General features: G+C 67.8%; 8 protein-coding genes. 5 read left to right on the forward strand and 3 right to left on the reverse strand.

All coding sequences use genetic code 11. From position 1 onward, the window contains the following. Positions 1-169: 169 nt before the first annotated feature. Positions 170-4072, forward strand: coding sequence for an ELWxxDGT repeat protein (locus EP7_RS02450; protein WP_463525986.1), 3903 nt, complete (start codon positions 170-172; stop codon positions 4070-4072). A 9-nt stretch (positions 4073-4081) separates the two neighbouring features. On the opposite strand, the gene EP7_RS02455 is transcribed toward EP7_RS02450, so the two are convergent. Then, positions 4082-4933, reverse strand: coding sequence for an HAD family hydrolase (locus EP7_RS02455; protein ID WP_463525987.1), 852 nt, complete (start codon positions 4931-4933; stop codon positions 4082-4084). A gap of 77 nt (positions 4934-5010) precedes the next feature. Between EP7_RS02455 and EP7_RS02460 the strand changes: the two genes are divergently transcribed. After that, the gene (locus EP7_RS02460) at positions 5011-6066 is read left to right on the forward strand and encodes a sugar ABC transporter substrate-binding protein (RefSeq protein WP_463525988.1); all 1056 of its coding nucleotides are present in this window, start codon (positions 5011-5013) and stop codon (positions 6064-6066) included. A gap of 32 nt (positions 6067-6098) precedes the next feature. On the opposite strand, the gene EP7_RS02465 is transcribed toward EP7_RS02460, so the two are convergent. After that, entirely contained in the window at positions 6099-7409 is a 1311-nt protein-coding gene (locus tag EP7_RS02465) for a nickel pincer cofactor-dependent isomerase, group 22 (RefSeq protein WP_463525989.1), read from the reverse strand. Between the two features lie 215 nt (positions 7410-7624). On the opposite strand from EP7_RS02465, the gene EP7_RS02470 reads away from it, so the two are divergent. Then, complete coding sequence (locus EP7_RS02470) at positions 7625-8980, forward strand: MFS transporter (RefSeq protein ID WP_463525990.1); 1356 nt, start codon at positions 7625-7627, stop codon at positions 8978-8980. Positions 8981-9026: 46 nt separating this feature from the next. Beyond that, on the forward strand, positions 9027-10040 hold the full coding sequence (locus EP7_RS02475) for an LLM class flavin-dependent oxidoreductase (protein ID WP_463525991.1): 1014 nt from the start codon (positions 9027-9029) through the stop codon (positions 10038-10040). Positions 10041-10159: 119 nt separating this feature from the next. Here EP7_RS02475 and modA read toward each other — a convergent pair whose 3' ends face one another. Then, complete coding sequence (gene modA / locus EP7_RS02480; RefSeq protein WP_463525992.1) at positions 10160-10954, reverse strand: molybdate ABC transporter substrate-binding protein; 795 nt, start codon at positions 10952-10954, stop codon at positions 10160-10162. Positions 10955-11112: 158 nt separating this feature from the next. On the opposite strand from modA, the gene EP7_RS02485 reads away from it, so the two are divergent. Beyond that, entirely contained in the window at positions 11113-12633 is a 1521-nt protein-coding gene (locus tag EP7_RS02485; RefSeq protein WP_463525993.1) for a hypothetical protein, read from the forward strand. Positions 12634-12650: the final 17 nt, after the last annotated feature.

Raw genomic sequence — 12650 nt, forward strand, 5'->3', positions numbered from 1 at the left:
ATCCTCGCTCGGAGACCGTCGTCGATCGCCGGATGCCCGCCCATCAAGGGCATGGGTATCCGGCGGCCCCCCTCGATGCTCGTCTCTCGCCCGGACTCCCGCCTCACCCGCCGGGGCAAGGACGACTGGGAACGGCAACATTTGGGGTTCGACATAAGGTGGTGCGACGATGAATCGGTTGAAGGCAACTCGGGCATCAATTCGGTCCCGCGCTCGCATCACGCCCCGACTCGAGGCCCTGGAGCCGAGGACGCTGCTCGCCGCGGCGATCCTGGCCAGCGTCGAAGTCGACCTGAATCTCTTCTATCTCAGGGCCCCGGTGGCCTACGAAGGCTCGGTCTACTACTTCGATAGCGACGGGACGAGCCAAACCCACTCCGCGCTCTACAAGTCCGACGGAACCCCCGCAGGCACCCATCGCTTGGCGGATCTGAGTTATGCATTCCCGACCGTGTTCGTCGAGAGTAGCGGGTCGCTCTATTTCACCGCCTCGAACGAGGTGCAGGGGAACGGTCTCTGGAAAATCACCGGATCGGCCGTCCCGGTGAAGGTCAATTATCCCACCTCGCAGCCCTACAATCCGAATCCCATCAACCTGACGGACGTGGGCGGTGTGCTCTTTTTCAGCGAGGACGATCACCTCTACAAGACCGACGGGACCGATGCGGGGAGCGTCCTCGTCAGCGTCCTTCCGACCGATTTCAACCGGGGTCTTGAAACGCCGTCGAACTTCAAGGTGGTCGGCCCGACCCTCTACTTCTCATTCCGCGACGCAGTGCATGGCCGGGAACTCTGGAAGACCGACGGCACAGAGGCCGGTACGGTGATGGTCAAGGACATCAATCCGGGCTCGAATGACTCGATCACGGGACGAGTGCTGTCGGTCTCTGACTGGTCGGCCGTCGGCCCGACCCTCTATTTTTACGCCGGCGACGGCGTGCACGGCGACGAAGTCTGGAAGAGCGACGGGACCGCTGCCGGCACCGTCCTGGTCAAGGACATCAATCCCGGATTGTCGACCAGCATCTTCACCCCCAACTTCGTTGAATTCGCCGGAGCGGTCTATTTCACCGTCGACGACGGCGTCGATCGCTTCCAGCTCTGGAAGAGTGACGGGACCGACGCGGGAACATTGCTGGTCAAGAAGTTCGCCAACGGCACCCTCCCCGGCGGGTCCTCGCCGAGCACGTTGATCGTCGCCAACGGCTCCCTGCTCTTCACCGCGACCGGCTTGGACGGCACCCGGCAACTCTGGAAGACCGACGGGACCGATGCGGGAACTCTGCTCGTCACCCGTGTCACCGGCCTCTACCCCATCATTGATCTTTATTCGCCGATTCTGGTCGACTCGACCGTCTACTTCGTGGGCGTCGGTGCTCAGGGCCGGCACGAAATCTGGAAGACGGACGGGACGGCGGCGGGGACCGTGCTGGTCAAGGAGCTCGATCCCGTCGCTGGATGGCAAACGACCCAGATCGCCTACGGATACGGCGGGCGGGGTCTGGACGGCTCCTTCACCGCAATCGGCAGCACCGTCTTTTTCCTCGCGTCGCTCGGCCTAGATCCGACCTCTCACTGGAAGGTCACTCCCCTCGACCTCTGGAAGAGCGACGGGACGGATGCCGGCACGGCCCCCGTGATGACCAATCCCTTCACCACCGACCCGGCGAAGGGCGTGACCCTCGGACGATACACCTACTTCATCGAAGGGCCGAACGCCAACGCCACCGAACTCTGGCGCACCGACGGCACGGCCCGGGGGACGAACCGGGTGAGCGCCAGGGTGACCGAGATCACCGACCTGGTCGTCTTCAACGGGGCCCTCTACTTCCGGGGCTACAACTCAAGCTCGGGCTCCGAGCTCTGGACCAGCGACGGCCACGAATCGGGCACGCACGCGGTCCTGGACCTCAACCCGGGCATGGCCAGCGCATCGCCGGCCTGGCTGACCCCCGGCGGCGATGCGCTCTACTTCACCGCAACTGCCCCCCTCATCGGCTCTCAGCTGTATAAAACCGACGGGACCGCCGCAGGCACGACGATGGTCAAGGCGATCAATGCTGCTGGAACGACACTCTCCGATCTATCGTTCCAGCAGGGCCGCCTGATCTTCTCCGCCGACGACGGGGTTCACGGCGCGGAGCCCTGGACGAGCGATGGGACCGCAGGGGGGACGGCGCTGCTGATGGATGTCAATCCGGGGGCCGGGTCGTCCGATCCCTCGGCCTTCCAGTCCATCGGAGGCTTGACCGTCTTCGTCGCCGTCGATGGCACGCACGGCCGCGAGCTCTGGGCCAGCGACGGCACCGCCGCGGGCACCACGCTCGTCGCCGACATCAACCCCGGAGCCGGGGACGGGTTGGGCCTCGACGCGAGGTTCGTCCCGATGGGCGGGGCGCTCTATTTCGCGGCCGACGACGGGGTGCATGGGGCTGAGCTCTGGAAGACCGACGGCACCTCCGCGGGCACGTCGATGGTCATCGACCTGATCGCGGGAGCCTCGGGCTCGGTCCCAACCTCGCTGACGACCGTTGGCGGATCGCTTTACTTCGTCGCGTCGGGGGCGCAGGGAACCGAGCTTTACAAGAGCGACGGGACCGCCGCCGGCACGTCCCTGGTCAAGGACATCAACCCCGGGGAAGTCGGATCCGGGCCGCACGACTTGCTGGCGGTCGGCGAGGCCCTCTACTTCGTGGCCGATGACTCGGTGAAGGGGGCGGAAATCTGGCGGACCGACGGGACAGAGGCAGGCACGTCCCTGTTCCAAGAGATGTCGCCTCAATCGGACTGGCCAGGGCCCAGGATTCTCACCTCGATCGGCCTCAACTTGCTGGTTGCCCATGAGGGCAATCCCTGGCTCGTCTTCGAGGCGTCTGCGCCTAATGTCGCGACGAACGACTTCGACGGCGACGGCAGGTCGGACGAGACCGTCTACGATCCGACGACGTCCATCTGGTACGTCCACGACGCCTCGGGAATCGCACCCACGACCTTCGTCTGGGGCCGCGCCGGTAGCAATGACATCCCGCTGACGGGCGACTTCGACGGCGACGGGCGGGCCGACATGGCCGTCTACAGCCCGGATACGGCGATCTGGGCCATCCATTACTCCTCGGGCATCGCCCCGACGGCGGTGGTCTGGGGCCGCGCCCGCAGCGGCGACATCCCGATCGTCGGAGACTTCGACGACGACGGCAAGGCCGACCTCGTCGCGTACAGCCCCTCGAAGTCGATCTGGTCGATCAAGCTCTCGTCGACGCCGACCCCGAAGGTGACGGTCTGGGGCCGCGCCGGCAGCGATGACATCCCGCTGGTGATCGATTACGACCACGACGGACTGCTCGACCTGGCGGTGTTCAGTCCCTCGACGCACCGCTGGTACGTTGGGGATTCCGCGGGCAATGTCCTGAGAGTCAAGGACATGGGCAGCGGTGCCCCGACAACGTTGCAGCCGACGATCGGCGACTTCGACGGCGATGGAAGGTCGGACCTGGCCCTCTACGATGAGGAAACGATTCGGTGGAGATATCTCGGAAAAGACCAGCAAATGCACGAATTCGGCAGTTTCAGCGACCCCTTTTCTTATCCCAATAGGCGACCCAAGATCTCGATCACGGGGGATTACGACGGCAACGGCCGCGATGATTTCTACTCCTACATTCCGGCCGGAGCGCAATGGCTTGCCTCCAGCGACTTCAGGGACCCTCTGCTAACCTGGGGCCGTGCCGGCAGCGCGGACGTTCCCATGAGCCGGGCCGTGACTCCGACCGTGGTCGCGACCCTCGCGGCACGCTCCGCCGCAGGCGAGAGCCGCTCCTCGGCCCAATCCGCGACCGACGCGGGCGCCAGCCTGGCCGCCCTGCCAGCGACGGTCGCCCCCGTGTCCGCGACCGTCAGGGTCTCCTCTTCCACTCCTTCGTTCTCGGCGCGAGGCCGGATGCTCCAGGCCGGTTCGCCTCGCACTTCCTTGACGAAGCAAGCGGCCGTCCATTCGCCTTCGACGGTCGGCGCGGCCCTGACCTTCAAGCGAGCGGCCCCGGATCGTTCGAGGTCCCTCGTCTCGCCGGCCTGATCCGCACGGTCAGGCGAGCAGGTAGTTGTGGATGAGCTGGGCGACGCCATCCTCGTCATGGTCGCCCGTGACGAGGTCGGCGACGGCGCGGACGGACTCGGGCGCGTGGCCCATCGCCACGCCCAGGCCGGCTCCTCGAATCATCGGCTCGTCATTCAGGTCGTCGCCCACCGCGCAGATCTCAGAAGGGAGCACGCCCCAGAGTTCGGCCAGGTGCAGCAGGGCCGACCACTTGCTGGCGTCGTGGCGGATGACCTCGCACATCGTCCCCGCGTAGCGCGGGCTCCGCTGCACGAAGGTGCGGACCCGGCCCGGAACTCGCGCGTGGATGGCCCGCTCGGTGTCGAGCATGGATTCCTGAGTGCCGATGACGCAGACATGATAATGCGGATGCGCGGCGTGGTCCCGGTCCCATCCGGGAGAGACCTCGGCGTTGGCGCTGTTCCGGCTCAGGTAGTCGTCGTAGAGCGGGCGGCCCGTCGGGGCCATGGAGATGAGGAAGTCGGAGTCATCGGGGGAGCGGTCGGTGAAGGAGAGCGGCGGCTCGTCGCGCAGGCGGAAGACCTCGAAGACCTCTCGGGCGACGTCGGGGTCGAGGTCGGCCCGCCAGAGGGTGGCGTGGTCGCCGGGCCGCTTGACCAGGGCCCCCGAGTTGCAAACGAGCGGCGCGTCGAGCCCCAGCTCATCGGCGATCGGGCGTGCCCTGCGGTAGCGCCTTCCCGTGCAGAGGACCGGCCTGATGCCCGCGCGTGCGGCATCGGCCACCGCCCGGGCGGTGCTGGGCCGGAGGTGGCCCTCGCGATCGAGCAGGGTGCCGTCGACATCCAGGGCCAGGATCCGGTAGCGTGGCGTGATGGTCATGCCTTGTTGCCCCTCCCCGGGGACGTGACTTGGCCGCTGCGACTGGACCGCAGGATCGACCTGGAGGATTTGCCGCGATGAGCCGGGCCGATCGAAGAGTCTGCCGTGGACTGGCGTTTCTGAGCCTGCTCACCTGGGGATTGTCGGGCTGCGACCCGGCCCCCCCGCCCGATTCCCCGGAGACCGCCGGGGCGCCCGCCGTGGCCCGGCGTCCGGCCAGGCAAGTCGCGCTGGTCCTGCCCGGGCCACGCAGGCTCTCCACCCAGCTCACCGAGCAGTTCATGAGGCAGGAGACGGGCAAGCGCGGGTTGCTCTTCCGGTCGTTCCAGCCGGAACCCGAGGCCCCCCCCTCGGCGCAGGCCGCCTCGATCCGCCAGGCGATGGAGGGCCGACCTTCGGTCCTGATGGTGATTCCCGAGCGGGCGCCCGAGGTGGCCGAGGCGCTGGAAGAGGCGAGGCTGAAGAAGGTGCCCGTGCTGCTGCTCGACGTCCCACTCGGCGCCGAGCTTCCCTACCCCATCGTGCGCAACTCGGACTACACGGGCGACGCCCGCAAGCTCCTCGCCGCAGCGATGGAAGACGCTCAGACGCAGGGGTTCCCCGCCCAGGGCCCCGCCGTGATCGTCAGGTCGGCCGACGACCTCGATCGGGCCTCCGAGCGTGCCGAGGCCCTGAGACTCGCGGCCCAGGGGGCGGGATTGACGCTGCTGGACGACGTGCGATACGTCCCGTCTGCGGGTTCCCAGGCGAAGATCCTCGAAGCACTCGCGGCTCATCCCGAGATCGCCCTGGTCCTGGTCGAGGACGACCTGGGCCTGGAAGGGGGCGCCAATGCGAGGCTTGCCCTGAAGCCGGCGGGGAAGTTCATCATCGCCGGGTTCGCCGTGCAGGCCCTGATCACCTCGATGGTCAAGGAGAACGAGTTTGCCGCCACGGTCGACCGCAACTTGATGGGCCTGGTGCGGCAGGCCCTCGCGGTGGCCGATACCCTGGCCGCCGGAGGCGCGGAGCCCTCCGCCCCCGTGGCGATTCCCCTCGTTTTCAAGCGCGGGTACAGCGACCGTAGCGAGCGAGTCCCGCCCCAGCTCCCACCACGCGGCAGGCCCGCCACCGACGCCGCGCCCCCCGGCTGAACGGCGGGCGTGGCTCGCGTCGCCCGTTTCGTTCAGTGGCCCGAGTAGGCCGCTCCGACGGATCGACGGCCGCGGACGCTCTCGGGGAACATCGCCTCCTGGTCCATGGTCCCCGAGGCGTCGAAGGGGATCGGCAGGTAGCCGGTCTCGAGATCCAGGTGCGGGTGCGCCTGGATCTCGGCGTCCAAGGCGGGGGAGGCCCACAGCGTCTTGACCTCGAGCGTGTTGGGGATGACCACGATCCGTGCGTCGGCCTGGTTGACTCTCCAGCAGGTGTCGATCGCGGCCCGCAAGACCTCGAGATCGGTGGGCATCGAGATCGGGATCCGCGCCCGCTCGAGGAAGCACGAGGTCAGCACGTTGATCCGGAACGGCTCCGGGTCCATCCTGGAGAGCAGACGCTCGGTCGTCAGGTCGGCGAATCCGACCCCGACGATGTTGCCGTGGCTCTCGTCCGACACGTCGAGTGCCACCAGCCTCGTGACCATCGGCCTGGCGAAGTCGGGCATCGTCTCGACCATCAGGCGGCCGATCACGTTGGGATCCATGCCGGCGCCCGAGTAATTCTTGCCGATCTCGCCCACCACCAGGACGTCGATCTGGTCGAACGGCAGCCGGCCCATCAGCGCCCTGGCCTTCGCCAGAAGCTTGGGCTCGACCTCGAGGATCGTCTCGGGCTCCAGCGCCGCGATTTCCGCGGGCAGGTCGTCGGCGTTCTCGACGATGGCCAGGCCCAGGGCGAACTTGGTGTTCTCGACCAGGAACTTGCCGACGGCCGGCAGCACCTCACGCATGCCGATGAGCCCCATCTTGTGCACCTGGCTGGCGCCGTCGCGCTTGCCCAGGCCGATGGTCAGCATCTTGAGGACGCCCGACTCATAATCGCCGACGAAGTCGGTGTGCGGCTTGACCCGGTTGATCAGGACGATGCCGTCGGCGCCGTAGGCGTTCTTGTCGAAGAAGATGGGCAGGCCGACCGGGTTGGTGCCCAGCACCACCGTTTCCATGTCGGTGCGGACGTCGACGCCCATGGCCTCGGGGGTGATCCCGTAGCCGGCGAGCAGCTCGCGCTGGCCTTCGGGCGTGGCCCCGCCATGGCTGCCCATCGCCGCGACGATGAACGGCCGGTAGCCCATCCCCTTCAGGGTGTCGACGGTCGCCTTGGCGATCGGCTGGATGGCCGTGATCCCGCGGCTGCCGACTCCGACGGCGATCGACCCGCCCGCGGGCACCCTGCCCTTCAGCCGACTTTCCAGGATCAAGGTCCGGACCGTCCCGGGCAGGTCCGCCACGGCGGGCTGTGGGGCTGACTGACGGACGCGGGCCAGGGGCGGGAAGGACATGCGAGTCACCCATTCGGGGCCGAGATCGATCGCCGGGAAGCCCCAATCGTAGGGCCGGGCGCCTGCACCGTCAATCAGGTCCGGGGCGGGCGGGTGCTATGAGCCGGCGGCGGGCCAGGGTAGGCTGGTCGGGCCTTGCTCCACGCCCGATCGTCGAGGACGACTCCCCTCCCCTCGCCCCACCTCCGCTCGTCGCCCGAGAGAGACGCCCGTCGATGAGACCGACGAACCGGACCAGGCTCTGCATGCTCTTCTTCCTGGAGTACCTCATCAAGGGGGCCTGGGTGCCGCTGCTCGGGCTCTACCTGGGCACGAACTACCTGAACTTCGGCGCGAACCAGCAGGCCTGGGTCTTCAACTGCTTCACGATCGCGTCGATCACAGGGATGTTCTTCGGCGGGCAACTGGCCGACCGCGCCATGTCGCAGGAGAAATTCCTGGCGTTCAGCCATCTCATCGGCGGGCTGGCGATGCTGGGCCTGGTCTACGCTCGGACGTTCTGGCCGTTCTTCGGCCTGACGCTGCTGCACTGCTTCTTCTACGTGCCGACGCTGTCGGTGGCCAACGCGGTCGCGTTCGCCAACGTCGAGGACCCGAAGCGCGACTTCGGCCGGATCCGCCTCTGGGGCTCGGCCGGCTGGATCGCGGCGGCCTGGCCGCTCATCTTCATCCCGGTCGACTGGGCGAAGGTGCCGTCGATGGCCGAGGCCGGCGGCTTCGTTTCGTGGATCAGCAAGGCGCTCTCGACCCTGAAGACGGGCCCGGCGATGGAGTCGGCCTTCGCCGGGATGTTCGTCGTCTCGGGCGTGGCCTCGCTGGTGCTGGCGGCCTTCTGCCTGACCCTGCCGCATACCCCGCCGTCGATCCGAAAGGACGCCCCGTTCGCCCCGCTGCGGGCGATCCGCCTCCTGGGCAGGCCGAGCGTGATGGTGCTCTACCTGGTGACCTTCTTCGATTCGATGGTCCACAACTGCTACTACTTCTGGACGAGTCGGTTCCTCCAGTCGCTCGGCGTGCCGCAGAACTGGATCGCGCCGGCGATGAGCATCGGCCAGGCGATGGAGGTCGCGGCCATGGCCATGCTGGGCCTGATCCTCAAGCGACTCGGCTGGCGCACGACGATGCTCATCGGCATCCTCAGCCAGGCCATCCGGTTCGGCGTCTATTCGATGGGCTCGCCCGATCTGCTCTGGCCGGTGATCGCGGTGAACCTCGTCCACGGCTTCGCCTACGCCTGCTTCTTCGGCGCCCTGTTCATCTACGTCGATGAGAGCTTCCCGGCGGACGTCAGGTCGAGTGCGCAGAGCTTATTCAACGTCATGATCCTGGGCATCTCGCAGTTCGCGTCGAACTTCTTCTGGGCCCGCATGGGGGACGTCTTCTCTTCGACGACCATGGTGGCCGGCAAGGCGGTGAAGGTGTTCGACTACCATCGCTTGTTCCTCGTCCCCTTCGGAGTTTCGCTCTTCGCCGCCGTCTTCCTGGCCGTCTTCTTCCACCCGCCGAAGGATCTGGGCAAGGAGCTGGGCGTCGAGGAAGAGTTCGGCGAGGCCCTGGCCGCTACCGCCTGAGCGTCTCGCGTCGGGGTGATCGACGGGTCTCCGAAGGGCCTTCTCCATGTTCACGATCGGGTTGACGGACCACCTGGAAGGCCCCTCGGGTCGGCCCTCGAGCGAGATCTTCGCGGAGGTTGCCGAGCTGGTGAGGCTGGCCGACGAGCTGGGGGCCGAATACGCCTGGTTCGCCGAGCACCACGGCCATGCACACCTCGGGCACCTGCCGACCCCGCTGCTGTTCGCGCTTCACCTGGCCGGGCAGACCCGGCGGATCAGGCTGGGCACGGCGATCATCTGCCTGAACCTGCATCACCCGCTCGACGTGGCCGAGCAAGTCGCGGTGGCCGATGCCCTGACCGGAGGCCGAATCGCGGCGGGATTTGGCAGCGGCAGCACGCCCGAGGAATCCGACCTCTTCAAGGCCGGGATCGGCCTGGGCGGCGGGGCCGACGAACGCGACCGGCACTCGCGGTTCGAGGAGGCCCTTCGCGTGATCGCCGCTGCCTGGGGGGGCGACTGGGATCAGGGCGTGGGCGGAGTGCCGGCACACACGACCCTACCTGCCGCGGGATCGGGCCTCATCGGTCGGAGCTGGCAGGCCGTCAACAGCGTGGGCTCGGCCAGGATCGCCGGCTCCTTCGGCTTCAACGTCCTCTTCTCGCACCTGAGAACCCCCGAGCAATATCGCGAGTATGTCGACGCCTATCGGGCCTCGGGCGGAAGAGGGAAGGTGGCGGCGAATCGCCCCGTATTCGTGGGGCCCGACGACGCCACCGCCTTCGAGACGGCCGAGCCGGCATTGCGGACGATCTGGCGGCGGTTCCGCGACGAGGGGAAAATTCCCGGCGAGACGCCCGAGCCCGATCGCCCCCAGGACCTCTGCGGCCACCCGATCAACTTCATCGTGGGCGGACCGCAGTCGGTGGCCCGTCAGCTGATCGACCTGCACCGGGCCGTGCCTTACGACGTGGCCAACGTCGAGGTGCGCTGGGCGGGCCTGACACACGAGCAGGTGCGAGAGAGCCTCCGTCGGCTCCTGGTGGAGGTCGTCCCGCTGGTCCGTGCGGCGCGATAGACCGGTCGAATCGACCCCCGGATTCATGCAAACATGAAAACCGGAGGGCCCGGTCCAGGCCGACAGCCGTTGAAGCGGGCACGCGAATCCAGACTTGCTTTACTCCCGCGAGCCCAGTTTCAGGGCGACTGCGGGGGGGCGGGCCGGAATCCCGCGGCCTGAAATTTTGCCTGCCCTTCGGGTCCAAGCAGGTAGGCGGCCAGAGCCTCGGCGTCCTCGACGCGGCGGCTGGCCGCAACGACACCGAGCCCCTGGACGATCGGGTCGTACAATTCGGGGTCGACTTCCAGGACCCGCAGGCCCGGCGGCCTGGCCAGGGCCTTGCCGACGAGGGCGGCCTCGGCATCTCCCGACTCGACATATTGAAGAGCCTGGCGGACGTTGGTGGCACGGACGAGCTTCGGGCCGATCGAGTCCAGCAGCCCAGCCTTGCGCAAGGCCTGCTCGGCCGCCGCGCCGTAGGGGGCCGTCGCGTGATTGGCGATGGCCACCCTCTTGATCTCGGGCCGGGCCAGGTCGCCCAGGGCCGCGATCGGTTTCCCCGCGTGCTCTCCCCAAACCAGGATCAGCGAGCCCACGGCGTACGGCCTCGACGATTTGGGGCGGACAAGGCCGGACGTTTCCAGGTCGTCGACGAATTTGCGATTGGCCGACAGGAAGAGGTCGAAGGGGGCTCCCGCCTCGATCTGCTGGGCGAGCTGTCCCGAGGCACCGAAGACGAGGTCCACTTTCAGCGAGTGCGCCCGCTCGAACTCGGCGACGATCCCCGGCAGGCTGCTCTGGAGGTCGGCCGCGGCGGCCACCCGGAGCGGCGCCGGCGCGGCCGTCTCGGGCGGCGTGCCGCATCCGGCCAGCATGCACGCCAGGGCGAGCGTGGTCGACCGGGCGACGAAGCGGGCTGGGATCGGGGGCATGGCGGATCCTTTCCGGGCGAGCGCATGGCACGAAGGGCGGCCGGCCGAATATCCTAGTGGGCATCCGCCGGAGATCAACCGGCCCAAGGGTTTCGGCCCGCGAGGTCAAATCGGCAGGGCCACGCCCGGTCGGCGAGGAACGAGGGACGGGACGCGCGATGAAGATTGAACAGTTCTTGCGGCATCACGGCATCAGCGGCAACCCGTTCAGCGAGGAAGACGCGCAGACGGACACCGTGTTCAAACGCGGCTGCCTGACCACCATCCATCACCCCTCCTGGGACAAGTTCTTCGGCAACCCCGCCGACCCCTCGACCGCCCTAGTCTTCGGCGAGAAGGGGAGCGGCAAGACCGCGCTCCGGCTCCAGACGGCCGCCGAGATCGAGAAGTACAACGAGGCCAACCCCGGCAAGCGGGTCTTCGTCATCGAGTACGACGACTTCAACCCCTTCCTCGACCACTTCCGCGCCGCGGTGAAGGCCCGGGACACCAACGAGGCAATCTCCGCCTGGCGTCTCCAGGACCACATGGACGCGATCCTCGCCCTGGGGGTCACCAGGCTCGTCGACGAGCTGACCTCGGGCAAGGTCGACCTTTCCCCACTGGGCCTCGACCGCAGGCGCGACCTCCTGATGCTGGTCGCCCTGTACGACCAGTCGACCGGCGAGCCGATCGAGAAGCGATGGAGCCGGCTGCGAAGGCGATCGGGCTTCCGCCCGCTCTGGGGCCGGCGCGACCTCCAGATCGGCTTCGGCACCACCCTGCTCGTGGCCGCCCTGCTGGCCACGTTCCCCAAGCTCCAGTCGCTCTCGGTCCTCCCCTGGCTGCTCCTGCCCATCGTCCTGGGCTGGGCCTACTGGCTCTGGCGTCTGGGCCGTGCCGAGTGGTTCGCTCGCGACATTCGCAAGTCGCTTCGAGTGCTCTCGCGCGACCCCTCGGCCCTGCGCTGGGCCCTGCTCTGGTTCAAGCCCAGCGAGCTGAGCGGCCAGCCGCTGCCCAGGACCGCCCGCGGGGGCGGCGAGGAACGTTACGAGCTCCTGCGCAAGTTCCAGGGGGTGCTCGCCGCGCTGGGCTACTCCGGGATCATCATCCTGGTCGACCGCGTCGACGAGCCTCAGCTGATCGAGGGCGACCCCCGCAAGATGCGGGCCCTGGTCTGGCCGCTGCTCGACCACAAGTTCCTCCGGCACCCCGGCATCGGCCTGAAGCTGCTGCTCCCCATCGAGCTGGCCTACTACCTTGAGAAGGAAGACAAGGAGTTTTACGACCGGGCGCGCCCCGACAAGCTCAACATGATCAAGCCCCTGCGCTGGACCGGCCCCTCGCTGTACGACCTCGCCGGCGACCGCCTGCGAGCCGTCGCCGCCGGGGTCAATGGCGAGGCAACGCCAGACACGGCGATCAGAACCGACGCATCCGGCAAGGCCGCGGTGACGGGCCCCAGGCTCCGGCAGATGATCGACCCGTCCATCTCGGACGACAGCCTGCGAGACGCGCTCGGCAGCCTGCGCACGCCCCGGCAGCTTTTCAAATTCCTCCACCGGCTCCTGCAAGAGCACGCCCAGCGCCACACCGAGGATAACCCGCGCTGGACCGTGGACGCCGACACCTTCCGCACCACCCTGGCCGCTCACCTGCGAGACCTCGACGCCTTCGATCGAGGCTACGGGCACGGCTGAGAGCCCGATGACCCCGG

The sequence above is a fragment of the Isosphaeraceae bacterium EP7 genome (genome assembly GCA_038400315.1).
Classification (GTDB): Bacteria; Planctomycetota; Planctomycetia; order Isosphaerales; family Isosphaeraceae; genus EP7.

Excerpts from the sequence above, each read along its gene's own strand:
- modA (WP_463525992.1), bottom strand. The coding sequence starts at position 10,954 with ATGCCCCCGATCCCAGCCCGCTTCGTCGCCCGGTCGACCACGCTCGCC.
- EP7_RS02465 (WP_463525989.1), bottom strand. The coding sequence starts at position 7,409 with ATGTCCTTCCCGCCCCTGGCCCGCGTCCGTCAGTCAGCCCCACAGCCC.
- EP7_RS02450 (WP_463525986.1), top strand. The coding sequence starts at position 170 with ATGAATCGGTTGAAGGCAACTCGGGCATCAATTCGGTCCCGCGCTCGC.
- EP7_RS02455 (WP_463525987.1), bottom strand. The coding sequence starts at position 4,933 with ATGACCATCACGCCACGCTACCGGATCCTGGCCCTGGATGTCGACGGC.
- EP7_RS02485 (WP_463525993.1), top strand. The coding sequence starts at position 11,113 with ATGAAGATTGAACAGTTCTTGCGGCATCACGGCATCAGCGGCAACCCG.
- EP7_RS02470 (WP_463525990.1), top strand. The coding sequence starts at position 7,625 with ATGAGACCGACGAACCGGACCAGGCTCTGCATGCTCTTCTTCCTGGAG.
- EP7_RS02475 (WP_463525991.1), top strand. The coding sequence starts at position 9,027 with ATGTTCACGATCGGGTTGACGGACCACCTGGAAGGCCCCTCGGGTCGG.
- EP7_RS02460 (WP_463525988.1), top strand. The coding sequence starts at position 5,011 with ATGAGCCGGGCCGATCGAAGAGTCTGCCGTGGACTGGCGTTTCTGAGC.